We start from the raw sequence: 26417 nt of genomic DNA on the forward strand, positions 1-26417 counted from the left end.
CTCCCAGCGCGTGAAAATCCTGGCGGGGTGTTTGGCAAAGATGCGCGACGCGAAGTCTGCCGTGCAAAGCAAAGTTGATCCTATAATAGCGGGCTAAAGAGCCGTGCTGCATTTTCCGCAGCGCGGGCAAGCGCAGGTCTGGCATTCCATTCGGCGCGAACCAAGCGCTCACTCCCCGCAATGTTGCGTGCCTCCTCTTCGCGCAGGCGCGCGGTTGTGTCCTGATCATAGATCAGGAGGCCGGCTTCTCCGTTCAACTCCAGCGAGCGCAAATCGATGTTCATCGAACCGACAAGGACGAGGTCATCGTCAACGCTGACATGCTTGGCGTGCAAGAATCCGCGATGATAGAGGTGTATGTCGATGCCCGCTTCCAGCATTCGATCGAAGAAAGAGCGCTGCGCCAGATCGACCAGACGATGGTCGCCCTTCTTCGGCAGAATCAAGCAGACCTCGACACCGCGGGCGGCGGCCCCTTCGAGCGCGAGCAGGAGCGCTTCGTCCGGCACGAAGTAGGGCGTCGTAATGACAAGCCGGTGTTCGACCGTATGCACCAGCGCATCGAGGAGCAGCCGGATGACAGAGCGCCGATATTCGGGTCCGCCAGCCACCAATTGTGCGTGCGCCGCCCCTGCGGACCGTTCATGCGGAAAGAGCGCCCCGTCACTCAACAGATCGCCGCATTCCAAAAACCAGTCATTGGCAAAGAGCGCCTGCATCTGGAGCACGACGGGTCCGTTGACCCTCACCACGAATTCCTTGCTGCGCTGACCTCCCGGTAGCTCGGCGCTGATGACGTTCTGCGAGCCAATATATCCGAGCCGTCCGTCGATCACAGCGAGCTTGCGATGATTGCGCAGATCGGGCCGCAGGGCCTCCATGTTCGTAAGCGATACGGGCAGCGCGCGGCGCACCGTTATCCCGCAGCTCCTGAGCTTTCGAATGATACGGCGGGACCACCAATAGGAACCGAGCGCATCGATCAGAACTCGGCATTCAACCCCGCGGCTTGCGGCAGCCACGAGCGCCGCGACGATCTGGTTGCCCACAGCATCGTCGGAGAAGATGTAGGTCGTGAGATGAACATGGTGCCGGGCAGTACCAATGTCGGCCACGAGACGGTCTATCACTTCCTGATAATCCGCTAGCGCTTCGATGTTGTTTCCACCCACCGCAGGGAACAAATTGACCCGCTCGATGAGCTGCGCTGCCCGAACAAGATGCGCGGGAAGCTGCGGCGGTGAGCAGTGCTGCGACATCAGGATCTGGCGGCGCGCAATCTTGAGCTGCCTGCGCGCTTCAGCAAAACGGGCACGCCTGCGCGCCGTTGCCAGCGGACGGAACGCCCAAAGGACAACGAGAATGGCTGGAATGGGGAAGACGAGAACCAGCGCCAGCCAGCCCTGTGCGCCAACCTCTGGTCGGCTGAAAATGATCACCGCGAAGATAGCAAACCGCGCGAGCCAATCCAGCGTGAGTAACAGCACGAGCGTATCAGACACCGGTCTTGCTCCCGCTTGTCGGAAGGCAATGGCGGCACGCCGTAGGAGGGGGGAGGATCACGGCGTGCCGCACTGCCGAGGCGCGGGGTTGGAGGCATCGCCGCGGCAACGAGCTTGGCGGGTTCGGGCTTTTACGCAGCCAAATGGTCCCGCCAATTCGACCCTTAGAGCTCGCATGCATGTACATAGACGCGGCAGCGCGCCTGCTATTACAGCGCAGACCTCGTTTCGGTCTCACTGAATAGGCATGACAAAGTCTCTGCCCGCCCACACGAGCGCGTCGGCTCCTCAAGCTTGCAAAGCAATAGGAGTGTCGGCCAGAGCATCGCGAAATGCGCCGCGCGCACGGTGGAGCCTTACGGCGAGATTGTTGGGCGAAATGTGGAGGCGCGAAGCGATGGCCGAAGGCTCTTCCCGTCCCAGGTCCATTTGCCGGATGATTTGCGTATAGGCTGGCCGAAGCGTCGCCAATACCTCCTCGACCACCTCGCTTTCATCGACCGATAAACTTTCTCCCAAGATTTCTTCCAAGGGTGAACCGCCGGGTTCGAGCGGGGTCGTTTTGGCGTTGAGCCGCGCCGAGGCCCGGTAATGGTCGAGCAGCGTCGTTTCGAAGAGACGCCGCAGCCATCCGTGGACGGCCTTTTCATCGCGCAGCTGGTGCGCGCGCTCAAGCGCTTTGACGCAGAAGGACTGAAGGACATCATCCGCCGCGACACGGTTGCGCAGACGCTTGAGCGCAAGACGGCGGATGATGACATAATCATCAACAAGAACCCGCTCAATAATCTCTCTGTTCGTCTCTTGTGGGCTCGAAGGTTCGGAACGCTCCTGCTCTTCGGCAACAATATCCTCTGATTGTGCGGCGTAAGATAATAGCATGAGTTCTTCCCCACCGAAGTTCCACCTACTTGGAATACGCAGGGAGAGGCCCCGCCCCTCAAATTTCTTTGGTGTTTCGGCGGATGATGGGAGGTTCTGGCCGGGAAACAACGCGCTGATGCGCTTCGTCCTGTAAGCCGAGCTGCGGCGACCCGTCTCTTGAATGAGCCCGTTTAGAAATCCTCTGCACCGAGACTAGAAAGCCCGATGAGCCGCCTGATCACCACTATGCGAAGTCTCGCCTTTGCAGTGTCGGCGGCGGTGTGGACTCTCCTTTTTGCGCCCTTGATCCCGCTATTGGTTCTTCTAGGTCGTCCGCCGCGGATCATTCGGCAGCTCACCCGGATTTGGGCGCGCGGCCTTCTCTGTCTCCTCGCTGCGCTGGCAGGAATCCGCTATACGGAAAGGGGACGCGTTAACCTGCCCGAGGGTCCCGTCCTCATCATCGCCAACCATCAATCGGCCTGGGAAACGTTTGCCGCACTCGTTCTCTTCCCTGACGTGGCGATTGTCACCAAGCGTGAGCTTCTGGCGCTGCCGGTGATAGGATGGTTCCTGAAGCACTCCCCCATGATCCCGGTCGATCGCGCTCAATCCGCGCGGGCGCTGCGTGAAATGCTTGCGGCCTGCCGCGCGCAAGTAGCGGCGGGTCGCTCGGTGCTCATTTTCCCCGAAGGCACACGCAAGCAGCCGGGAAGCCCCATCGAATTCAAGCGCGGAGTGGAACTGCTCTATCGTAATCTGGCGATACCCGCGGTAATCGTTGCCCACGATGCCGGCCGGCTCTGGCGGCAGGGCATGCGGCTGCATCCTGGATCGATTACCGTTTCGATACTCCCGCCGATCCCACCTACGACCGATCATCGTGTTCTTGTCGAGCAGGCACAGCGGTCCCTCACGGCCGAAGTCGCCAATCTGAACGAGGCCTAGACTGACCGCCGAAAGGGCCCGGATCCCTATGAGGACGAGGAGGCCTGCGCCCCCATGAACATGATCCTGCATCTCATGGCGAGAGGCAACACCCATTTGTTCCGAGCTTCGCCGTCGGCGGCGTTCTCGTAATCACCAAGCGCGCCATGCGTCTGTTTATCCGAATGAGGTGCCGCCCGGGCAGGCCAGCGCGCACCAGGAGCCGGTCTAGACGGGCGATCAAAACCGGGAACCCTGCAATCAGGAGCAGTCTGTGGCGAAACCGCCAACAAACAAAAGGATATTGGAGCAGAAGTTTTCTCGCCGGGCCGCTATCTTGGGCGCGTTGCAGCTCGGTCTCGGCGGTGTGTTGGCAGGCCGGCTCGCTTGGCTTGCGATCGCCGAAAACCAAAAATGGCAACTGCTCTCCGAGAGCAATCGGCTTCAGCTGAGCCTGATCCCGCCGAGGCGCGGATTGCTGCTTGATCGCACGGGCGTCCCCCTCGCCAGCAACAAATCGGTCTTCATGATCGATCTCCTGCCCGATCGCCTCGAGGACGCCGACGGAGTCCTGAAGCAGCTTGCCGAGCTGCTGGGTCTTAGCGCCGATGAGACGGACCGCCTCAGGAGCGACCTCGCACAAGCATTGGATCACCAGCCCGTGCGGGTTGCGAGCGATGTCGAGTGGGACCAATATGCCGCTGTAAATGTACGCCTTCCCGACCTCCCCGGCGTATCCCCGATGAGAGGGTTTTCGCGGCACTATCCAGCAGGAGCCGCGACAGCTCACTTGCTCGGCTATGTCGGGGCCCCTAGCCGCGAGGAGTATGAAAAAACCGGCGATCCCTTGCTAATGGTTCCGGGCATGCAAGTCGGCAAGGATATGCTCGAGAAGACGCTCGAGAAGGATTTGACGGGCAAGCCCGGCGCGCGCCGGGCCGAAGTGACAGCCACGGGCAAGGTCGTACGCGAGCTCGCAGTCCGATCCGACACTATAGGTAAAAGCGTACAATTGACCATTGATGGCGGGCTTCAAACCTATGCGTCCCGTCGGCTTGGAACCCAGTCCGGCTCGGTCGTGGTGCTCGACGTGATCAGTGGCGGTGTTCTCGCTATGGCTTCGATGCCGGCCTACGATCCGAACAGCTTTTCGGATGGGATCAGCCAGTTCGAATGGGACATGCTGTCGCAAGACGAACGCGTTCCGCTCAGAAACAAGACCCTCCAGGGTCTTTATCCGCCCGGATCGACCATCAAGCCGATCACGGCCCTGGCTTTGTTGCATGAGAACATCGACCCAGACGAAACCGTCCTTTGTACCGGCCGGATCAACATTGCCGGCGGCACGTTCCATTGCTGGCGCCGTAGTGGCCACGGTGTAGTCGACATGAACCGGGCAATCGCAGAAAGCTGTGACATATACTTCTATGTCATGGGCATTCGGGTGGGCATTCAGCCAATTGCCGACATGGCCAGACGTTTTGGGCTTGGCGAGCGGTTTTCAGGCCTGCCGGTTCCCTATCAGTATTATGGGACTGTCCCCGATCCGGCCTGGAAGCGGCGTCGATACAACGAGCCTTGGGAAGCCTATGACACTGTCAATGCGACAATCGGGCAAGGCTATCTGCTCGCCAACCCGCTGCAGCTTGCGGTCATGACGGCGCGGCTTGCCGCCGGTGAGAAAACCCATCCCAAGCTACTAGCCGCAAAGGTGGCGCCTGCCGCCCCGCTCGGAATTGACCCCCGAATGCTTGCGATCGTCCGCCAGGGAATGGAGGATGTTGTCAATGGCCGGGGCACCGCAACCCGCGCCCGCCTCCCCCTTGCGAACATCAAGCTGGCGGGCAAGACGGGCACCGCGCAGGTTCGTCGCATCACGATGGCCGAACGTCGCCGGGGCGTCCGCTCCAATGCCTCTCTCCCTTGGAAGCTGCGCGATCATGGATTGTTCATTGGTTATGCGCCGACAGACCGGCCCCGCTATGCGGTGGCGGTGGTAATCGAACATGGCGGAGGCTCTGGAGCGGCCTATCCCATCGCAAGCGACACGCTGCTCTATCTGTTTGACAAAGGCCAGGCCATGGAGCGCCTGGCATCGCTGGAGAATGGCTGGGGTGGCGGAATCGAGGAGCGAATGGCGCGCGAAGCGGCAGAATTCGCCGCCCGCACACCGAGCGACTGACCCCCTAAACAATGAGGTTCTGCGGCGAACCCATTGCAAAGGCTTCGATATTCTCGATTGTCGTCTCGATGATGCGCGCGACCGCCTCATGCGTGTTATAGGCGACATGCGGGGTCACGATGACGTTCGGAAAGCGCAGGAGCACATGATTGGCCACGAGGGCCTCCAAATTCTCCTTCTCAAGCGGCGGTCCGCGGAACACTTCTGCTTCTTCGCGGACGAGCGGCTCCTGCGGGAGCACATCGAGACCAGCGGCGCGAAGTTTCCCCTCCGCCAGCGCGCGCACCAGAGCGGGAACGCTGACGATGTTGCCGCGCGCCGTATTGATCAGGAGCGCGCCGGTCTTCATGGCAGCGAACTCGGCATCGGACAGGAGATCCTGGGTCTGAGGGGTTGCCGGCAGATGCAATGTGACGATGTCGGCTTGGGAAAGGAGTTCGGCGAAAGGCAAATAGGTAAAGCCGAGATTTGCTGCCGCAGAGCCATCCGGATCGACGTCGAAGGCTACGACATTCATGCCAAACCCGCGCGCGATCTCGATCGCGCGGCGCCCGATGCGACCGGTCCCGACGACGCCCAAGGTCTTCCCGCGCAGCTCGATACCGCGCAGATCATCCTGCGAAAAATTTCCGCGGCGTGTACGTTCGACTGCCGGAACGAGATGCCGCGCTGCCGCCAGCATCAAGGCAAAACTGTGCTCGGCTACAGTAACATCACCATAGTCGGGAACGTTGGCGATCTCGATGTCTTCGGCGGCGCACCAGGCCAGATCGATGTGGTCGTGGCCGGTCGAGCGGGTGGCGATCAGCCGCAGCTCGGGGAACTGGCGCAGGACTTCTGCATCAAGCCGTGAGTTGATGAATGTGCTGATCACTTCGGCATCGCTGTATCTTGCCGCATTATCAGATGTCAGCCGTTCCTTGACACAAGTGAGCTCGTGATTGCCGGAGAGCGCACGGCACGCCCGCGCCTCCCATTCCTCGGCCTCGAAGATGACGACCTTCATATCCGCGAGCCCTCAGCCGGTTGTGCTCGGCCTTTATCCGACATGGCCTCGGCTTGAGCGACCACCTTGACTGCGGCAACAAAACTGTCGGGGTTAAGCGAAATGGAGTCGATCCCGCAAGCGACCAAGAAACCGGCAAAGTCGGGATGGTCACTCGGCGCCTGGCCGCAAATGCCGATCTTTATCCCGGCTTGGTGCGCCTTGGTGATGGCTTCGCCAATCGCCCGTTTTACCGCGTCGTTGCGTTCGTCGAACTGATCGGCGAGAAGCTCGGAATCGCGGTCAATCCCGAGCACGAGCTGGGTGAGATCGTTGGAACCGATCGAAAATCCGTCAAAGCGCTGCGCAAATTCCTCCGCGAGCAGGACGTTCGCCGGAATCTCGCACATCATATAGATCTGGAGTCCGTTTCGGCCCCGTTCGAGACCGTTTTCCGCCATCACTTCGAGAACTCTATCGGCTTCGGCGAGCGTGCGACAGAATGGCACCATGATGACGACATTTTCAAAACCAATTTCCTCGCGTACGCGGCGTAAGGCGCGGCATTCGAGCGCGAAACCCGCCTTGTAACCGGGGCTGTAATAGCGCGAGGCGCCGCGCCATCCGATCATCGGATTTTCCTCATCGGGTTCGAAGGCCTCTCCTCCGAGAAGATGAGCATATTCATTTGTCTTGAAGTCGCTGAGCCGGACAATCACCGGCTGCGGATGAAACGGAGCTGCGAGCTTTGCTATGCCGAGCGCAAGCGTGTCGACGAAATAGTCGGCCGGCTCGGCATATCCGCGCGTAAGCTCGGCGATCGCGCGCCTGGCATCCTCGCTCGTGACCTTCTCCGGGGCGACGAGCGCCATCGGGTGAACTTTGACCAGGTGGTTGATCACGAATTCCATCCGCGCGAGGCCTACTCCGCGCGCGGGAAGGCGCCACCAGCGCATGGCGGCGGCCGGACTCGCGATATTCAGCATCACATCGGTTTCGGTCTCGGGCAGATCCGCCAGGTCGAACTCGATGGTTTCGAACTCGAGCGTCCCTTCATAGACCGCACCGCGGTCGCCTTCCGCGCATGACAGGGTGATGGGCTGCCCGTCCTGCAGGGTGCGCGTCGCTGTCTGTGTCCCAACGATGGCCGGCACGCCGAGTTCGCGGCTGACGATCGCTGCGTGGCTGGTAGTTCCGCCGTGATCAGTGATGATACCCGCTGCGCGCTTCATGATTGGCACCCAGTCCGGATCGGTCATGCCTGTCACAAGGATTGCACCATCTCGAAAAGCCTCGATCTGCGAGGCGTCCCGGATCGCGCAAACCTCCCCGGTGGCGATCGCCTCGCCGACCGCCGCGCCCGTAAGCAGCGGTTCGGCGCGCTGTTTCAACCTGTAGGTAGTCAGTCTTCCCGCTGCCTTGCCCGCCTGAACCGTTTCCGGGCGGGCCTGGACGATGAAGAGTTCGCCGGTTGCACCATCTTTCGCCCACTCCATGTCCATCGCGCGACCATAATGCTTTTCGATGGTCTTGGCGCAGCGCGCCAGCTCAAGTACCTCGTCATCGGAGAGGACGAAGGTCTCGCGTTCGCGGCGCGTGGTTCTCTTGGTCAACGTCCTGACGCTGCCGCCGGTCGCATAGATCATCTTGCGCTCCTTGGCCCCAAGACTGCGCTCGATAAGCGGAACCGTATCTGTACGTTCGAGAAAGGGTTTGAAGACACGGTAGGTGTCAGGATCGACCGAGCCCTGGACGACAGTCTCCCCAAGCCCCCAGGCGGCACTTATCACGATCACGTCGGGGAAACCCGTTTCGGTATCGACTGAAAACATGACCCCCGATCCAGCGAGATCCGAGCGCACCATGCGCTGCACTCCGATCGACAGGGCAACATCCATATGGTCGAAACCCTGTGCCTGACGGTAGCTGATCGCCCGGTCGGTAAAGAGCGAGGCAAAGCAGCGCCTGCAGGCATCGAGAAGTGCGCGCTTCCCGGTGACATTGAGAAAGGTCTCTTGCTGCCCGGCGAAGCTCGCTTCGGGAAGATCCTCCGCTGTCGCGCTGCTGCGGACCGCGACGCTGACCGCATCCTGTTCGCTGCGCGCAGACAAAGCGTCATAGGCTTCACCGATGGCCGCCTCGATCTCCGGTGGAAACGCCCCTTCCAGAAACGCATGCCGGATCGCAGCACCTGCCACTTGAAGCGAGGCGCGCCCGGCATCGAGCGCTTCGATCCAGCGCCTCATTTCGGGTTCAATGCCGTTGGCCGCGATATAGTGCCGATAGGCCTGCGCCGTTGTGGCGAAGCCTCCCGGCACTCTGATACCGCGCTTCGACAGCGCGCCGACCATCTCACCGAGCGAAGCATTCTTTCCGCCAACCATGGCGACGTCGCCGCGTCCAATATCCTCAAACCAGGCAATAAGGGCGTCGGGCATCGAAATCTCCGGGTCATTCGCGAGCGGTGCTCGGCAGTGGTCGAACGTGGACGTTGCCTCGAGCGGCGGCTAAATCTTACCCGTCGCCGCCGAAGCATCGTCCATATGGTGAGACGGTTTTCAGCCCGGCCGATTACAGGCTTTCTACCCCCGATCGCGAAAAAGCCAGCGCAGTCCGATGGGCGTGACAATCGTGGTGACGAGCGCCATCAGCACAAGAGCTGAGAAGAGATTGGCAACGACCGGGTCGGGATAATCAAAAAGCCCTGCTTCCAAGGCGATACTTACGATGATCAGTTCGACCGCTCCGCGGCCGCTCATGCCGAACCCGACCCCAAGCGCCTCTTTGCGGGTGAGACCAGAAAGCAGAGCAGGAATCCCTGCGCCGATGATCTTGCCGCCAAGTGCGGCTAGGATCAGCGCCAGCACGATGCCAGGAATGATGGCAAGGGCCGCGAAATCGACGCGAATGCCGATCGAAAGGAAGAAAAGCGGGGCCAGCAAGCCCATCGTGAGATCGCTGACCGCTGCTTTCAGGCGCGCGAAAGAGGCTTGACCCAGGCTCTTGGCGTTGAACAGAAGGGCGGCAGCAAAGGCTCCGATGATGAAGTCCATTCCGAGCACTTCGGCCAACCCTGAAAACCCCAACGCTGTCAGAATGAGCGCGGTAAATTCAGGGGCGGGGATCCGAAGCCGCGAGATCAGATTGGCGATCCTCGGCGCTCCGAAATAGCCCGTGCCAGCGACAATGAGGAAGAACAGCGCGGCTTTGCCAAGCAGCGGCAACATCGCCCCAATCCCCGGGACGGAACCTGCCGCAATTGCGCCGGTCAAGATCGCGAGCAGCACAAGTCCGATGATATCGTCGAGAATTGCAGCGGCGATCACCGTACGGCCGGTTGGCGTATGGACCATGCCGAGGTCCATGAACACGCCGATGGCGACCGGGACCGCAGAAATTGACAATGCAACGCCCACCAGCAGAGCCTGGACAAATTTCATCGGGTTGTCGGGAATCACCCACCACGCAAGGGCCAGGCCCAGGGCGAGTGGCAACAGCACGCCCCCGAGCGCAACGGCAGCCGAGCGACCCGAATGTCTGAACAGCTCTCCGGGGGCAATTTCAAGGCCGGCAAGCAGCAGCAGGAAGAAAATTCCGAATTCGGCGGTCAGATCGAGAAAGGCGCTGCGCGACAATTCGGCGAGAAACGGGGCGTTGAGGGAAGCCGCCAAAACCGCCAGTGCTAGCCCGGCACCTATCTCCCCCACCAGCGCGGGCTGGCCAATGCGCGTTGCGATCTCGCCGAAGGATCTCGCCGCCAGCAACAGGAGAATGAGATGCAGCACATGCTCGATCATCGTGCCAACCCGATTGCGGCAGCGGCGACAAGGCCAACGGCAGCAGTATAGGCGAGCATGGGTACGAGCGTGACCCGGATGATCTCTCCCTCGCGCCCGACACGGCCGACGACGGCTGCAGCTGCCACCACATTGACTACCGACACCATGTTCCCCGCGCTAGCGCCAAGGATCTGGGCGCCAAGGACGGTTTCCGGTGGCAGTCCGGCCTGATTGGCTGCGGTGAACTGAAACAGCGCAAATGTCATATTGCTGAAGGTCGCACTTCCTGAGAGAAAACTGCCCAGCGCTCCGATGAATGGTGCAATCACCGGCCAGTTCTGTCCGGCGGCATCGGCCGCAAGAACTGAAAGCGCCATTGGCATGCTCGTCAGACCGTTTGAATTGATTGCCGAATGCACAAAGACGCGCACCATCGGGACCGCCGCCGCCAGCGTCACCGCGCTTGCGACCGTAATTTTCAATGTGTCCCGGCCAGCGCGGCGGAGCCGCTCACGGTCGAGAGGCAGAAGGAAGACGGCCAAAAGACCCGCGATCAAAAACATCGAACCCGGCAAATATAGCGGCGCAATCGCAATGTTGATCGGTGTCCCCAAGACCGAAAGCCAGGCAAACGAGACATCCTGCATGACCTGTTTAACCGGCAACAGATCTGCGCGGCTCACGAGAAGGAGCGCGGCGAGCAAGAGATAGGGTGCCCAGGCTCGCTTCAGTGTAACGCGTGACGGTTCTACGGCAATCGGCGCACCCGGATCAGCCCCGCTCGAGCGGGGCATGAGAAAGCCGTGCCGTGCTGCTGGTACCACGAGCACGATGGCACAAAGCGCGCCGGCAAGCGCGGGAAGTTCCGGTCCTAGCGTCGCACTGACGATAAAGGCAGGTATGGTGTAAGCCAGACCGGCAAACAGAGCGAACCGCCAATAGCCCAGCGCACTGGACCAGCTTAGTTCTTTGGAAAAGAACCGCGAATAGATAAGGATGAGCGCGAACGGGACGAGCGATCCGGTAGTCAGATCAATTGCAGCTGCCATCTGCGCCGAGTTTTCGATCAGATTATCGAGCCCGCCATTTGCGGCAGGTTGACGGAGTCCTTCGCGCAGCCCGATGGCCACCGGCGTACCGATCGCACCGAAGGCAACCGGGCTGCTATTGGCAATCAGTGCAAGCGACACGGCTGCCATGGGTGTGAAACGAAGCGCCACAAGCAGCGGAGCGGTAATGGCGGCCGGTGTGCCGAAACCGGCGACGCCTTCGAGGAAAGCACCGAAGGTCCAGCTGATGACGATGAGCTGGACCCGCGGTTCCGGCGATATGGCCGCGAATCCTTCGCGTATCCGGGCCATCGCCTCGCCTTCGGTAAGGAGCCTCAAGAGAAGTATCGCACCAAAGATGATCCACAAGACCGAGGCCGCGATCGCCAAACCCTCGATCGAAGCGGCCAGGATTGTGCGGGGCGCCATGTGCCACAGGAAATAGCCGGCAGCGGCGGTTACGATATAGGCCAGTGCCATGGCCCGCGATGCGGGCATCCGCAGACCGACAAGGAAAAGCAGAACCGCGAGCAGGGGCGAAAGCGCTGCAAGAAATAGGCTGAATGTAATGTCGCCCTCCGCTCGGCCGTAAGCAGCGCCAGACTGCGTCTCGTCTATCGGACGGGAAAGAGGGCCGGCGATTACGGCGGAGATCGGCGCAGAGGCACCCTCGGCCCGCATCAGCGCGGCTCGGCCCTCCCCGTCCGGGGCCAAAGGAGTCAGGCGGGCTCAGCCATTCGGCAACATGGCTTCTCGCGCCGCTTGCTCGGCAAAGCTCGCGATAAGCTCACAGCACCTTTCCGGCTCGCGCAGAAAGGGGTGATGATCGAGCCCCTCAAGGACACAAAGCTGCACATTCGAGAAAGCTTCTGCCAGCGCTCTTACCGGCGCAAGCGGTGCCATGATGTCATCGCTCCCATGAATACAAAGCACGTTGTGAACGGGCTCTAGAATTCTCAGGTCGTCCGCAACGTCATGGCGATAGACAACATCCCATAGCGACGAGGTAGATGACCTCCACGTATGCTTGACAAGGTCTTCGACGACCTCGCGCGGAATATCTCGAATGAGATAGGGCAGGATTCTCCCTAACAGGCGGCGCGTGATGATGCAGGCTAGCATGGTCAACAGGACGTTGGTGTATATGAGCCCTCCTTTAACCGGTCCCTGGCGCATATATGTATACGCCGCGTCCTGCGATCCGAAGTGAGGCAAGCTGATGAGGACGAGGCGCTCGACAGTCTCGGTATGTCTGGCCGCATAGGCTGCGGCAATCAAAGCGCCCAGCGAATGGCCAACGAGCGTTACCGGCCCGAGAGGGGCGAGAACGCGCCGCAGGGCATCGACATGCCGTTCGACGCTATACTTCACCCAGGGCTTGGGCGATCGTCCGAAGCCCAAGAGGTCGACGAGCACAATTCTATGCTCTTGCGCAAGCTCGGTTACCCGCGTCTCCCAATATCGCGTGGTCCCACCCAGCCCCGCAACGAACACCAGGGTCCGGACACCGCTTCCAAAAATCTTCACAAATAGCTCAGGGTCGCGATCGCGTCTTGAAGGGAGGATCAAATCTTGCACCATTTCTCTGATTTTTCGCGCGTCGCCTGCGAGGACAGACGCCTTGGCGTCGCCAAGGTTACACGGGCGGCTCAGCCTGACGAGCGCCGACGAAACCAGACAGGCATACGAGCGGATCATGGCGGCGTAAGGCTGCGTATCCTGCCGCGTCTTAACCGGGGAGACCGTAAAAACGACAAAGGATCCCCTCGTCATGATAGCCACCCTGACGCTCAACCCGACTATCGATGGCGCGGCGCAGGCCGAGGTGGTGAAGCCGATGCACAAGATCCGCACATTCGATGAGCATTATTACCCTGGCGGAGGCGGTCTCAACGTTGCGCGCGTCATCAATGAACTCGGCGGCCAGTCCTACGCGCTTTACCTTGCAGGTGGAGCAACAGGCGGCGTGCTGCAGGAGCTCGTCAAGCAAGCAAGGGTGCGTGCCGAACGCTTCTCGATCTCCGGCTCCACGCGGATCAGCCACGCGATCTACGAACGGTCCACCAATCTCGAATTTCGCTTCGTGCCGCAGGGTCCGGAAGTCTCCGAACGCGACTGCGAAGTCGTCCTGCGAGCGCTGCAAACGCTCGATTGCAAATATCTCGTGGCAAGCGGGAGTCTTCCGCGCGGGCTGCGTAGCGATATCTACGCCGTCGTCGGTGCGATTTGCCAGCGCCGAGGCATCAAGCTGGTGCTGGACAGTTCTGGAGACGCTCTGCGGCATGGCATTGGTGGCGGCGTTCACCTGGCAAAGCCGAGCCTAGGCGAACTCGAAACGCTCGTCGGCCGAAGGCTGGCGACCGCGGCAGAGCAGGAAACGGCGGCCCAAGCCATCGTGCGCGATAATGGCCTCGACATGCTCGCTCTCACTCTGGGGCGCGATGGCGCCATGCTTGTAACGCCCGAGAAGACCGTGATGCACGCCGCACCGAAGATCAATGCACAAAGCGCCGTCGGTGCGGGAGACAGCTTCCTTGCCGCAATGACCGTTCGCCTTGCCGCAGGCGACGCGCCCGAGGCGGCCTTTCTTTACGGCATGGCAGCTGGCGCTGCCACGGCGCTTACACCAGGAACTTCGCTATGCAAGCGCAGCGATGTCGAGCGGCTCTATGCCGAACTCAGAGCGCGCAGCGAGGGTTAGGGTGGCAGGCAAGCAACTGTAAGAGCCAGCGCTCATTACCGTCTTGATCCAGAAGCACTATGGTTCAGCCTAGAGGGAATTCGCTTTGGCAACACTCACTTTAGAAGTCGGAAATCTCTTTGAAGAACTCGATCACCTCGGCGTGGAGAAGCAGCTGCGGCATGAAGCCGGCGTAAGCCGGGCCACTGCAAACCCCGCGGGGGGCAGCGTGACCGTGGAATACGACCCTGCGCAGACCGATGGGACGCGGCTTCAGAGCCTGATCAAAAGCTGCGGTTTCCGCTGCCGTGGCGGCATCATGCCGAAGCATGTCTGCAAACCGGCGGAAGCAAATCTTTCGGAATCCGGCAGGGGACCGGGGCGCGGTGCGGACAGCAGGGGAGAACAGGCAGTTCACCACGACCACCGCCAAGGCGGGGCGAAGGACGAAATGGCCCAGGAAATGGGCCACGGGGCAGGCATGGACATGCAGGAGATGGTACGCGACATGCGCAACCGTTTCTGGATTGCCTTCATCTTCACGATCCCGATTTTCATCTACTCCCCGATGGGCGGCTTTTTCACTCCTCCGGCCCCGCCGTTCGGCATGAATCTTGAGCTTTTTCTGTTCGGCCTGGCGAGCGCGGCCGTGCTCTATCCGGTCTGGCCATTTGTGGTCGCTGCATGGCGCGCCCTTCGCAATGGCATTCTCAATATGGCCGTGCTTGTCGTGCTTTCGGTCGGCACCGGCTATCTCTTCAGCGTCGGATCGACATTTTTCTTTCCCGGCGTGCAATTCTATGAGGCCGTCGCCATCCTGCTCGTGTTCATCCTCCTCGGGCACTGGCTGGAAATGCGCGCGCGCGCGGGCGCGTCGGCGGCGATCCGGGCTCTGCTCGACCTGGCCCCGCCAATGGCGGTCGTTCTGCGCGATGGCGAGGAGCAGGAAATCCCAACGGCCGACGTCCTTGAAGGCGACACCGTGCTCATCCGCCCGGGCAACAAGATCCCCGTAGACGGGGAGGTATTGGAAGGCAGCTCCCAAGTCGATGAATCGATGCTGACCGGCGAATCCATGCCGGTCGCAAAAGGACCCGGTGACGAGGTCATCGGAGCGACCATCAACAAGAGCGGCAGTTTCCGCTACCGGGCGACCAAGGTCGGCGCTGACACGGCGCTCGCGCAAATCGTGAAGCTCGTGCAGGAGGCGCAGAATTCCAAGGCGCCCGCGCAATTGCTCGCCGACCGCGCGTCGCAATGGCTTGTTCTGATCGCGATCGTCATTGGCCTCGGAACGTTTGCTGTCTGGTTCTGGTGGATCGGTGAGACATTGCTGTTTGCCGTGACCCTGACAATCACGGTCTTCGTGATCGCCTGCCCCGATGCGCTCGGACTGGCCACACCGATGGCGGTCATGGTCGGCACCGGGCTCGGCGCAAGTCGCGGCATTCTGTTCAAGAACGCGTCGGCGCTGGAAGACGCCACAAAGCTCAATGTCGTTATCTTCGACAAGACCGGCACCTTGACGATGGGCGAACCGCGCGTCGTGGATATCGTGGCCGCCGAGGGCCGCATGCCCGAACAGGTGTTGCTACTGGCCGCTGCGGTCGAAAAGGGATCGGAGCATCCGCTCGCCCTTGCCATCCTTGACAAGGCCGAAGGACTGAAGATCCCCGAAGCGCGCGATTTTCTCAACCGCGACGGGAGAGGGGCGCAGGCGGACGTCAACGGCGATACCGTTTTCCTCGGCAACCGCCGGCTGATGGACGAAGAATCAATCTCACTGGGAGGGCTGGCTGACAAGGCCGAGGAACTCAAGGGAGCGGGCCGCACGGTCGTCCATGTCGCTCACCAGGGGATTCTTGTAGGCCTGATCGCGATCGCCGATGCGCCGCGTCCGACGGCCAAGGCCGCGATTGCCCGGCTGCATGACAAGGGCGTCGAGGTCGCCATGCTCACCGGCGACAATGAGGGTACCGCGCGGCGCGTGGCCGAGGAACTGGGTATCGACATCGTGCTCGCCGATGTGCTTCCCGGCCAGAAGGCCGACAAGGTGAAAGAGCTTCAGGCGCAAGGAAAAAGAGTCGGAATGGTCGGGGATGGCATCAATGATGCGCCTGCCCTGACCCAGGCCGATGTGGGCTTTGCGATCGGGGCCGGTACCGATGTGGCCATGGAAAGCGCAGACGTCGTGCTGATGCGAAGTGATCCCTACGATGTTGTCGGCGCGGTGGAGCTGTCGCGTGCGACGCTGCGAAAGATGCATCAGAACCTGTTCTGGGCGGTCGCCTACAACGTCATCGCCTTTCCCGCCGCCGCCGGTGTCTTCTATCCGTTCATTATTAGTCCCGCTGTCGCAGCAATCGCCATGTCCGGCAGTTCCGTCCTTGTCGCGGTCAATGCCCTGCTGCTCAAACGCACCCGCCTCGACAGCTATACGCCTGGAGACTCCGCCCAAGAGGCCCCCGCCCCGCTTGTTCCCGGTCAGGCACCTGGCTGAGTGTCAGGCCTTGATGCCGAAGAAGCGTCCTTCACTGCAAGAGCGTCCGACGCCTCATTCGCTTGGCAGGGCACGGGCCAACAGCCGGTCGGTGTCAAGCGAAGCACTCGCAGCGCCATGAAGAAACGCACGGTTGTCGGGATCGAGCCGCGTCGCGCAGAACCCGGCGAGAACGGCAGATGGTGCATCGCGAAGGCAGGCTGCTTCCAGCGCGAGCGCGACCGTCTCGACGAAGGCGCGCGCTTCGGATTCCGCGGGAACACCATTGACACGAATGCCGTCGATGCGATCGATGGCCGCATCGAGCAGCGGATGCGCGCCCTGCGCCAGGCCAAGTTCCGCGCGCAGGGCTTCCCACGCCCCCGGTTCCCGCGTAAGCGCGCGGAGGGCATCGAGCGCGATCACGTTGCCCGACCCCTCCCAGATCGCATTCAGAGGGCTCTGCCGAAAAAGGCGCGGCATGGGCCCCTCTTCCACAAAGCCGGCGCCGCCAAGACACTCAAGCGCTTCGTAGACGAAGCCGGGTTGACGTTTGCAGACCCAATATTTTGCGATCGGCGTCGCGAGGCGCGCAAAGGCCGCTTCGCGTTCGTCGCTGGCCTGCGCAGCGTCGAACGCCGAGGCGATGCGGATCATCAGCGCCGTCGCGGCCTCGACCTCGAGCGCGAGGTCGGCGAGAACACCGCGCATGGCGGGCTGGTCGGCCAATTGGCGCTGGAAGGCCGTGCGGTGCCGCGTATGCCATGCGGCTTGCGTAAGAGCTGCACGCATTCCCGCGGCGGACCCTGCAATGCAGTCGAGCCGTGTACCCTGCACCATATCGATGATGGTCCGTATGCCCCTACCTTCTTCCCCGACACGCTGGGCCCAGGCGCCGTGATATTCGATTTCGGACGAGGCGTTGGAGCGGTCGCCGAGCTTGTCTTTGAGCCGCATGATGTGAATGGCATTGCGGGTCCCGTCGGGGCGCCAGCGCGGCACGAGAAAGCAGGTCAGACCGCCTTCTGCGTAGGCGAGGGTCAGAAAGGCGTCGGACATCGGGGCGGAACAGAACCACTTGTGGCCGATCAGCTCATATTCCCCCGTCCCGAGCGCATGCGCGCGTGTAGTATTCGCGCGAACGTCGCTACCGCCCTGCTTCTCGGTCATCGCCATGCCCATTGTCGCGCCAGTCTTCTCAGCCGCCGGGATAAACCGCGGGTCATATCGGCCGCTGGTAACGCGCGGCTCCCATTCAGCGGCTACGGCCGGTTCGGCGCGGAGCGCGGGAACGACCGCGTAAGTCATCGACATCGGGCAGGCCGTGCCCGCGTCGGCCTGGGTCATGAGGTAGAGGAGCGAAGCGTGCAGCGTATGACCCGCCTGTTCGGCGGTCCAGGCCGCCCCCGACACGCCCGATTCAAGACCGAGGCGCATGAGTTGGTGGTAGGCGGGATGAAACTCGACTTCGTCGATCCGGTGGCCGAAGCGGTCGAAGGTTTTCAGCTTTGGCGGATTTTCGTTGGCAAGGCGCCCCCATTCGAGCGCCTCGAAACTGCCGACGCGTTTGCCAAATACAGCAAGCTGGTCGCGGTGCGCAGCCGCCCCGTTTCGTTCGAGTGCGCTTTGCAGAGGAACGTCGAGCTCGAAGGCGTTGAAATCCACAAGGGGTGGAGGCTGATTGAGCACCTCATGCGTGGCAAGCTGGTCTGGCAAAGAGATTCTCGGCATATCCGAGTCTCGCCGAGACAGCGAAAAAGCGCAACTCCTCACTGGGCGAAGTGCTTTATCTGCCCATTATTGATGGAACCGAATGATGCCATGCGATGACAAGACCGACAGCTGTGCTGCAGAACAGGCTGAAGGGAAGGCGGCGGACTGGGCCAATGCCGAGTGCATGTGCGTAACGCTCGACCGGCAGCGTTTGGCGACCCTCCTCGATACGGAACTCGGCGAGAGCGGAGCCGGCGACACCCTCCTTGCATCGCAATCGACCCTCTTTGCCGCTGCCCCGGTATTCATCGATCCAGCTACGCTTTCGGCCATGACGCAGGTTGTCGCGGCCATCGAGACCGTCGCCAAAACCCCCGCCTTCCGCTCGGTTGTCATGGGCTGGGCGCCTTCGTCAGCCGCCCGAGATTTCGGGCCCAAAGGGGTTTTTATGGGCTACGACTTCCATCTCACCGCCAACGGTCCGCGGCTCATCGAGATCAACACCAATGCCGGCGGCGCTTTTCTGAACGCCTTGCTTGCCGATGCGCAAACCCAATGCTGCAGGGAAACACGACCGGCTCTGGCCGCAGACATCTCACAGGACACGTTTCGGACAAGAATTGCCCGGATGTTCGAGGAGGAGTGGCATGCGCAGGATCGTGCCGGTGAGCTCGAATCCATCGCCATCGTCGATGATGATCCTGAAGGACAGCCGCTTTTTCCCGAATTTCTCGCAGCAAGGACCCTGTTGCAGGAGCACGGATATGAAGCGGTGGTCGCCGGGCCCGAGGATCTCGAGCTGTCCCCCGCCGGATTACTCTTCGAGGGCAGGAAAATCGATCTTGTGTATAATCGCCTGGTCGATTTCTCGCTCGATCGCCCGGAGAGCCGGACCCTTCGGGAAGCCTATATGACAGGCCGCGTCGTGCTCTCGCCAAATCCGCATATCCATGCGCTCTATGCCGACAAGCGGAACCTCTGCCTGCTTTCCGATCCGGATTGGCTGGCTTCGTGCGGTTTGAGCGAACGCGAGAAAAAAGTGATCCTCGCCGCGGTGCCGAAAACAGCAATCGTCGATCGTTTTAACGCCGAGAAATTCTGGTCCGAACGGCGAGACTGGTTTTTCAAACCTGCCCGCGGTTATGGCAGCAAGGCCGCCTATCGCGGAGCGAAGCTGACGAAGCGGGTCTGGTCCGAGATCGTTGAGGGCGGCTATGTCGCGCAGCGGTTTACGCCTCCGAGCACGCGCAAGGTCCGCCTTGAGACGGATATCGTCGAGCTCAAAGTGGATGTGCGGCTTTATACCTATGCCGGAGAAATACTGTTGCGCGCGGCACGGCTCTACCATGGCCAGGCGACAAATATGCGAACCCCGGGTGGCGGCTTTTCGCCGATACTTCCCATAACGGATGATCCTGCCTGCGGATTCCGGTAAGTTCGGACGGTTGAACTGTAATTTCCGCCACGTGCTCCCGTCTGTTGGGGGTTACTAATCTATCCGATTGGCAGGGAAGAGGTCTGGTGAGCTACAAGCTAAGTTTTCTCGGAGCAGCGGGTACGGTCACCGGATCGAAGTATCTTCTTCAGACGCCTGATCACAGGATCCTCATCGATTGCGGGCTCTTTCAGGGTTTCAAACAGCTTCGTGAGCGCAACTGGAAGCCGTTTCCGGTCGATCCGGCGTCAATCGATGCGGTCCTTCTCACGCACGCCCACCTTGATCATTCGGGCTACGTTCCAGCTCTGATACGCGACGGGTTCAAGGGGCCCGTGCTGAGCACGCACGCAACGCTCAAACTGTGCGAATTGCTGCTTCCCGACAGCGGGTATTTGATGGAGGCCGATGCCCGCTATGCGAAAAGGAAAGGGTACAGCAAGCACAAGTCGCCTCGGCCCCTATACACCCAGGCCGATGCGAAAGCCGCGCTGAAGTCATTCAGGCCTGTGCCCTTCCAGGAGCCGGTCGAAGTTACGCGCGATTGCAAGGCGATCTTCCGGCCGATGGGCCATATTCTCGGCGCATCAAGTATCGAGCTGCAATGCGACGATATGAAGATTGTCTTCTCGGGTGACATCGGACGCTACGGCAGCGCGACGATGGTCGATCCTGTGGTAGTTCCCGAGGCTGATTACATCGTCACCGAGTCCACATACGGCAATCGCCATCATGGCGAGGCCGACCCTGAAAGTGTGCTCGAAGACGTAGTCGGAAGAACGGTCCGGCGCGGCGGGTCGGTCATCATTCCTTCCTTCGCGATCGGCCGCGCGCAGACGCTTCTCTACCATCTCGGTCAGTTGCGGCAGCGAGGCAGACTGCCGCAAATCCCGATCTATCTCGACAGCCCCATGGCGGTAAACGCCAGCTCGATTTTCTGTGACCATCTCGGCGAACACCGCCTGACCGAAAAGCAATGCCGCGATGCATGCGGAATTGCCGAATATGTTCGCGAAGCCGAAGAGTCCAAGCAGCTCAATCGCAGCGCCATGCCGAAGATCATAATTTCAGCGAGCGGCATGGCAACCGGCGGGCGGATTTTGCATCACCTCAAACACTATGCCCCCAGTCACCGCAACACGATCATCCTCGCAGGATTTCAGGCTGGCGGCACGCGGGGGGCGGCCCTGCGCGATGGCGCGACCGAACTGAAAATCCACGGCAGTTACATCCCCATCCGCGCCGAGGTGGCGCAGCTCGACATGCTTTCGGCCCATGCCGACCAGGGCGAACTGCTGCGATGGCTTGAAGGTTTCCGGTCCTCTCCGCGGCAGATTTTCGTAACCCATGGAGAGCCCGGTGCGTCCGACACCCTAAGACATCTTGTGACCGAACGTCTTGGCTGGAATGCGCGCGTCCCCGAGCACGCCGAAGAGGTCGTCCTTTCATGAGTGAGGCCATCCTTTCCCCTACCTCCTCCACAGACGCACTTGCTCATCCGTTGCGCGCGCGCGCCTTGCCGATCGAAACCGATGGCGAAGCGATGATCTTCATGCATGAGGATTGTCCGGTTGCGCGGTCCGAAGGGTTTCGCGCCCGCGTGGGGGTGGAACTTGTCGCGAAAGGAAGAACGCTTTTGGCGACGCTTTACCGGGCTACGGATGATCTCCTGGCCGACGATGAAGTGGGCCTGCCTCACCGGCTGATGGCACGGCTTTCCCTCGCCGAGGGCGACGAGCTTCAAGTCAGGCATCCTCATCCGTTGTCGTCGCTCAGCCACGTTAGAGCTAAACTCTATGGCCACCGGCTTGACGAGATCCGTCTAGGACACATTATCGCCGATATCGCGGACGGTCGGTATTCGGATGTCGACATCGCCGCGTTCGTGTCCGCTTTCGCTGCGCAGCCAGCACAGGGAGAGGAAACCGCTGCCCTCACCCGAGCGATGCTCGCTGCGGGCGACCGCCTCGAATGGAATACCGACCGCGTGATGGACAAACATTGCGTCGGCGGACTGCCGGGCAATCGGACAACACCTATCGTGGTCAGTATTATCGCGGCAGCCGGTCTCACGATGCCAAAGACGTCATCCAGGGCGATCACATCACCGGCCGGTACTGCGGATGCGATGGAGACCATGGCGCCCGTGACGCTCGATCTGGCGGCCATGCAGAAGGTGGTCGAACGAGAAGGCGGCTGCATCGTTTGGGGCGGCAGCGTCAATCTCAGTCCGGCTGATGACGTCCTCATTCGGATCGAGCGGGCTCTGGATGTTGACAGCGATGCGCAACTTGTTGCTTCGGTGCTTTCCAAGAAACTTGCTGCCGGATCGACGCACGTATTGCTTGACCTACCAGTAGGACCGACCGCGAAGATTCGGAGCACAAGGGACGCCGATGCGCTTGCGGGGCTCCTCGAGAACGTGGCGCGGCAATGCGGACTGCACGTCGCGACAGTCCAGACCGACGGGACCCAGCCAGTTGGACGCGGGATCGGGCCGGCCCTGGAGGCACATGATGTCCTTGCGGTCCTCGCCAACCGCGACGACGCGCCGCAGGATCTCAAAGCTCGCGCGCTGGCGCTGGCTGCCGGCATTCTCGAACTGAGCGGCGTATCGCGTACCGATGCTCTTCATCAGGCTACGCAATTGCTGGTCGAGGGGCGCGCAGAAAGCAAATTTCTTGCTATCTGCGAAGCACAGGGCGGCTTCAAAGAGCCAGGGCGGGCGCTCCAGACGCGCGAATTCCTCGCCACGCGCGCAGGACGGGTAGCCACCTTTGACAACCGCCTGCTTGCGCGCACTGCCAAACTCGCTGGCGCACCGCAGCGCGCGACGGCCGGGATCGCTCTGCATGTGCAGTCGGGCGATTTGGTCGAGGAAGGCCAGCCACTCTTCACCATTCACGGCGAAAGCATGGGCGAGCTTGATTACGCTTTCGCCTTTGCCTTGCGCAACAGCGATATGATCAGATTGGAGGCACAATGAGCAGGGTCGTCTTTTCCCTTAGCGCGGCACCGGGCATGGCCGAAGGACTTGCCCGGTGTTTCGAGGCCGATCTCGGCGAACTCGAGACGCGCCAGTTCCCCGATGGAGAAACCTACTTGCGAATCGCCACGCCGGTAAGTGGCCGAGATGTAGTCCTGCTTTGCACTCTTGACCGGCCCGATGCGAAAATCGCGCCATTGCTCTTTGCGGCGGATGCGCTGCGCGATCAGGGCGCGCGAAGCATCGCGCTCGTCGCGCCTTATCTGGCCTATATGCGCCAGGACAAGGCCTTCAATCCAGGCGAGGCCGTCACGTCCATTTCGTTCTCGCGGCTGCTGTCGTTCTATTTCGATTTCCTCGTCACCGTCGATCCCCACCTGCACCGCATCGACAATCTCGATGAGATTTATTCGGTGCCGAGCAAGGTCGTGCCCGCAGCACCGGCGATTGCGGATTGGCTAAAGGCGAACATCCCGGACGCCTTCGTCATCGGCCCCGACGAGGAGAGCGAACAATGGGTGCTCGATGTCGCAGAAAGGGCCGGCATACCTTCAGCTGTTCTGGAGAAGAAACGCTGGGGCGACTTCGATGTGGCGATCAGCGGCGGGAGCCTTCCCGATATGGACGACAAACAACCCGTCATCATCGACGATATTGCCTCTAGTGCGCGAACGCTCGTCGAAACAGTCAAGCTGCTCTCGAAGGCTGGAAGTAAGCCGCCGGTTTGCGTTGTGGTCCACCCCATCTTTGCCGGCAATGCATATGACGAGCTCCTGCAGGCCGGTGCCAAGCGCGTGATCAGCGTCAATGCCATCGCGCATCCAACCAACGCAGTGGATGTGTCGCCGTCACTCGCCGAGGCTTTGTGCGCATGGAGCGTCCAGAACGATGAGCTGATCGGCGCGAGCCACTAATCCCACCCTTTCGGCGTCACGAGTGCGCCCGCAACCACCAACTGGAGTTCATAGTCGATGACAAAGGAGCCAAACAAGATCTCGGTAGGGATCGTAGGAGCAGGGGTAATCGGTCGCCGCGTTGTCGGCGCCGTAAGGCTACAACCCGATATGGCATTGGCAGGCGTCGCCGACGTCGCCGCCGATTGGCGGATCGCAATGCTCGCGAAGGACGGCGTTCGCCTGTTTGCGGCCAGTTCGCAGGCCTCGCAAACCTTGCCGGAGTCGGGGCTCGACGTTGCTGGTTCGCTAGAGGATCTCATCGCGGCAAGCGACGTCATTGTCGACTGCACACCCAAGGGCATCGGTGCCCAAAACGCAGACATCTATCGCCGCGCAGGGAAGCCATTCATCGTGCAAGGAGGCGAGAAGCACGACGTGGCGGGGCACTCATTCGTCGCCGAAGCAACCTATGAGAGCGCACTCGGCCGCGATGCGACACGGGTCGTGTCATGCAACACCACGTCGATTGTCCGCACCCTAGGGGCGCTGAAGCGCGCAGGCCTGCTCAAAAAGGCGCGCGGCACGCTCATGCGCCGGGCCACCGACCCCTGGGAGAGCCATCTCGGGGGGATCATGAACACGCTCGTGCCCGAGCCGACAATCCCGAGCCATCAGGGGCCGGATGCCCGGCATGTGGATCCGGAACTCGATGTGGTGACGATCGCGATCAAGGTTCCTGAGACCTTGGCTCATCTGCACAGCTGGTATGTTGAACTCACCCGGCCTGCGACAAAGGAGGAAGTCCTCGACGCATTTGCGGCCTCGCCAAGAATTCTGCTCATCGATGGAGACAGCGGACTGTCGGCACTCAACAGCGTCAAAGAGGCGATGGCGATGGAGGGGCGGCCCAATGCAGACCTCTACGAGGTGGCCCTCTGGAGCAACATCCTCGCGGTCGATGGAACCGAACTGTGCTACAATTACATGGTCGACAACCAAGCCATCGTCATCCCTGAAACGATAGATGCGATCCGCGCCCTTGCGTCGAGCGAGGAGCAGCCCGAGGTCTCGATGAGGTTGACAAACAAAACGCTTGGTATCGGATCAGACGAGCTGAGATTGTAGCGATTGAAGGCAAGAGCCAAGCCGATGACGAACGCCCCCACGGACCGGCCACGATGCAAGCCAGAGACGCGCTCCTCCGGCCCGGAAGAGCGAGCGATCGACGAAGCCCTGAACGAATCGTTTCCCGCGAGCGACCCACCGTCCTGGACCTTGGGCGTCGACAGCGATCCACGCCAAAACGAAAAAGCTATGCGGCCATGCAGCTCAGGAGACGCGCGGCCCAAGGACGGTGACTAGCATCGCCCAGATAGTGCGGCCCCGACAGTCTGCGCCTACGGCGCGTGTGCTTGCTCCTTCTCATGCTGGCATTCGCAATCGAGGAAACCGTGAATGACACAGGTGCGGCACATCTGGAGCAGGCGCGTGCGAAGCGCGCCGCGCGCACGATGAAGACGCACGTTGATATTGTTGACACTCGTATCAAGGGCGCTGGCGATGCTTTCACGCGGCTCCTCGAGCAAATCAGCGCGCCAGATGACTTCGGCATAGTCCGGCCTGAGCGTTGGCAGGAGGCGATAGAGACAGTTGCATACGGCAGCCTCCATCTCCGCGTCAGAAATGACTTCTGCTTCTGCGAGTTCGGCGAGTTCCTGAGGATCAATGGCGGTTTCGTGTTTACGGCCGCGCGCAGCCTGTCGGTAAAAGTCGGCAATTGTCGTCGCCAGCACTCGGGAGAGCCATCCCTTGACCGAACCCACATCCCGCAGGTCCCCAGCCCGCTCGATCGCACGAAGCATGAAACGCTGGAGAACTTCCTCCGCCTCCTGGCGCCCCCGCATGCGGCCGATGAGGAAGCGCAGCATATCTTCGTGGCTATCCACCAGCGCCCGGCGCACTGCTTCATCCATCGGTCGCAACGCCTCCTCGGACCTGTCAGCTTTATCGGCTTCAATTCCAACCATGGAAAACCCCAAAACGCCAGTGCCCCAATACCGGAGAAGGGCCCGTCCCTTCCCGCAAAACGGTCGCAGGCGGTAGTATCGTCGCGACATGTTCGGGGTTTGTCCTGTTATCGCAGCTAAAGAGCCGGAGAGCAACATGTCCAGTTCGACTAAGAAGAAAATATCCAAAAGCGAATACAAGCAACAATTGCGCGCGCTGCAGATCGAACTGGTCAAGATACAACGCCAGGTCATCGCCCATGGCGAGCGTGTTCTGATCATATTCGAGGGGAGGGATGCGGCCGGAAAGGACGGTGTGATCAAGCGTGTGCGCGAACACATGAGCCCGCGCGAGACGCGGGTCGTCGCTTTGGGAAAACCTTCCGATCGCGACGCGCGCAGCTGGTATTTTCGCCGCTATAGCGAACAGCTGCCCGCCGATGAGGAGATCGCTCTGTTCAACCGCTCCTGGTACAACCGGGCGGGCGTCGAGCGGGTGATGGGATTTGCCGGCAAGGAGGAAGTTGTCGACTTCTTCGCCGATGTTGCGCAATTCGAAGAGATGCTGGCGCGCGACGGGACTACGCTTCTCAAATATTATCTCGACATCGATAGAAAAGAGCAGGCCAAGCGCCTCGAAGCGCGGCGCACTGATCCGCTCAAGCAGTGGAAGATCAGCCCCATCGACGCAGTGGCGCTCGAGAAGTGGAACGATTATTCCACCGCCCGGGACGAAATGCTGACACGCACAGATTTTGCCTATGCCCCGTGGATTGCAGTGCGCGCCAACGACAAACGCGCCGCACGCCTCAACATCATCCGGCACATGCTGCAATCCATCGCGTGCCAGGCGGTTGATCAACGCCTCGCGCGTCCCGACCCTTCGGTCATCCTGCCGATTGCCGAAGTCGGGATTGGTGGCTTGGCCCCGTGA

The 26417-nt window shown here is 61.1% G+C and carries 19 protein-coding genes; 10 read left to right on the forward strand and 9 right to left on the reverse strand.

From position 1 onward, the window contains the following. Positions 1-80: 80 nt before the first annotated feature. Both cls and T8T98_RS07960 read right to left on the reverse strand, forming a co-directional pair. A complete protein-coding gene (gene cls / locus T8T98_RS07955) occupies positions 81-1502 on the reverse strand; it encodes a cardiolipin synthase (RefSeq protein WP_230293267.1) in 1422 nt (473 codons plus the stop codon). Between the two features lie 288 nt (positions 1503-1790). Then, positions 1791-2384: an RNA polymerase sigma factor gene (locus T8T98_RS07960; protein ID WP_230293266.1), complete on the reverse strand. Its 594-nt coding sequence runs from the start codon at positions 2382-2384 to the stop codon at positions 1791-1793. A gap of 207 nt (positions 2385-2591) precedes the next feature. Here T8T98_RS07960 and T8T98_RS07965 point away from each other — a divergent pair, with 207 nt between their 5' ends. Continuing rightward, on the forward strand, positions 2592-3314 hold the full coding sequence (locus T8T98_RS07965; protein ID WP_230293265.1) for a lysophospholipid acyltransferase family protein: 723 nt from the start codon (positions 2592-2594) through the stop codon (positions 3312-3314). A 283-nt stretch (positions 3315-3597) separates the two neighbouring features. Further along, positions 3598-5475 (forward strand): penicillin-binding protein 2, encoded by a 1878-nt coding sequence (mrdA, locus tag T8T98_RS07970; protein ID WP_322295895.1) that lies wholly within the window; start codon positions 3598-3600, stop codon positions 5473-5475. A 4-nt stretch (positions 5476-5479) separates the two neighbouring features. Here the strand turns inward: mrdA and T8T98_RS07975 are convergent, their stop codons facing one another. The 5 genes from T8T98_RS07975 to T8T98_RS07995 form a co-directional block, all read right to left on the reverse strand. Beyond that, a complete protein-coding gene (locus T8T98_RS07975; protein ID WP_230293263.1) occupies positions 5480-6481 on the reverse strand; it encodes a hydroxyacid dehydrogenase in 1002 nt (333 codons plus the stop codon). Next, entirely contained in the window at positions 6478-8898 is a 2421-nt protein-coding gene (ppsA, locus tag T8T98_RS07980) for a phosphoenolpyruvate synthase (protein WP_322295896.1), read from the reverse strand. Before ppsA ends, T8T98_RS07975 begins: the two co-directional genes overlap by 4 nt. Before the next feature lie 144 nt (positions 8899-9042). Next, positions 9043-10257, reverse strand: coding sequence for a cation:proton antiporter (locus T8T98_RS07985; protein WP_230293261.1), 1215 nt, complete (start codon positions 10255-10257; stop codon positions 9043-9045). Beyond that, the gene (locus tag T8T98_RS07990; protein WP_407675119.1) at positions 10254-11906 is read right to left on the reverse strand and encodes an L-lactate permease; all 1653 of its coding nucleotides are present in this window, start codon (positions 11904-11906) and stop codon (positions 10254-10256) included. Before T8T98_RS07990 ends, T8T98_RS07985 begins: the two co-directional genes overlap by 4 nt. Before the next feature lie 111 nt (positions 11907-12017). Beyond that, a complete protein-coding gene (locus T8T98_RS07995; protein ID WP_230293260.1) occupies positions 12018-13061 on the reverse strand; it encodes an alpha/beta fold hydrolase in 1044 nt (347 codons plus the stop codon). Between T8T98_RS07995 and T8T98_RS08000 the strand changes: the two genes are divergently transcribed. Both T8T98_RS08000 and T8T98_RS08005 read left to right on the forward strand, forming a co-directional pair. After that, complete coding sequence (locus T8T98_RS08000) at positions 13060-13989, forward strand: 1-phosphofructokinase family hexose kinase (RefSeq protein WP_046904079.1); 930 nt, start codon at positions 13060-13062, stop codon at positions 13987-13989. The genes T8T98_RS07995 and T8T98_RS08000 overlap by 2 nt on opposite strands. A gap of 85 nt (positions 13990-14074) precedes the next feature. Continuing rightward, a complete protein-coding gene (locus tag T8T98_RS08005) occupies positions 14075-16468 on the forward strand; it encodes a heavy metal translocating P-type ATPase (protein ID WP_230293259.1) in 2394 nt (797 codons plus the stop codon). Between the two features lie 54 nt (positions 16469-16522). Here the strand turns inward: T8T98_RS08005 and T8T98_RS08010 are convergent, their stop codons facing one another. Beyond that, positions 16523-18112, reverse strand: a complete 1590-nt coding sequence (locus tag T8T98_RS08010; RefSeq protein ID WP_230293258.1) for an acyl-CoA dehydrogenase family protein — start codon at positions 18110-18112, stop codon at positions 16523-16525. Between the two features lie 148 nt (positions 18113-18260). Here T8T98_RS08010 and T8T98_RS08015 point away from each other — a divergent pair, with 148 nt between their 5' ends. The 5 genes from T8T98_RS08015 (at position 18261) to T8T98_RS08035 (ending at position 24602) form a co-directional block, all read left to right on the forward strand. Next, complete coding sequence (locus T8T98_RS08015; RefSeq protein ID WP_230293257.1) at positions 18261-19595, forward strand: hypothetical protein; 1335 nt, start codon at positions 18261-18263, stop codon at positions 19593-19595. 86 nt (positions 19596-19681) lie between these two features. After that, a complete protein-coding gene (locus T8T98_RS08020) occupies positions 19682-21046 on the forward strand; it encodes an MBL fold metallo-hydrolase RNA specificity domain-containing protein (RefSeq protein WP_230293256.1) in 1365 nt (454 codons plus the stop codon). Beyond that, positions 21043-22581, forward strand: a complete 1539-nt coding sequence (locus T8T98_RS08025) for a thymidine phosphorylase family protein (RefSeq protein WP_230293255.1) — start codon at positions 21043-21045, stop codon at positions 22579-22581. The genes T8T98_RS08020 and T8T98_RS08025 overlap by 4 nt, the downstream gene beginning before the upstream one ends. Further along, positions 22578-23495: a ribose-phosphate pyrophosphokinase gene (locus tag T8T98_RS08030; protein WP_230293254.1), complete on the forward strand. Its 918-nt coding sequence runs from the start codon at positions 22578-22580 to the stop codon at positions 23493-23495. Before T8T98_RS08025 ends, T8T98_RS08030 begins: the two co-directional genes overlap by 4 nt. Positions 23496-23552: 57 nt before the next feature. Beyond that, the gene (locus T8T98_RS08035) at positions 23553-24602 is read left to right on the forward strand and encodes a type II glyceraldehyde-3-phosphate dehydrogenase (RefSeq protein WP_230293253.1); all 1050 of its coding nucleotides are present in this window, start codon (positions 23553-23555) and stop codon (positions 24600-24602) included. 272 nt (positions 24603-24874) lie between these two features. Here T8T98_RS08035 and T8T98_RS08040 read toward each other — a convergent pair whose 3' ends face one another. Continuing rightward, positions 24875-25450, reverse strand: coding sequence for an RNA polymerase sigma factor (locus T8T98_RS08040; protein WP_322295491.1), 576 nt, complete (start codon positions 25448-25450; stop codon positions 24875-24877). A gap of 190 nt (positions 25451-25640) precedes the next feature. Between T8T98_RS08040 and ppk2 the strand changes: the two genes are divergently transcribed. Beyond that, a complete protein-coding gene (gene ppk2, locus T8T98_RS08045) occupies positions 25641-26417 on the forward strand; it encodes a polyphosphate kinase 2 (RefSeq protein ID WP_230293251.1) in 777 nt (258 codons plus the stop codon).

Origin of the sequence: Pelagerythrobacter marinus (assembly GCF_034375205.1) — a bacterium.
GTDB classification, from domain to species: domain Bacteria; phylum Pseudomonadota; class Alphaproteobacteria; order Sphingomonadales; family Sphingomonadaceae; genus Pelagerythrobacter; species Pelagerythrobacter marinus.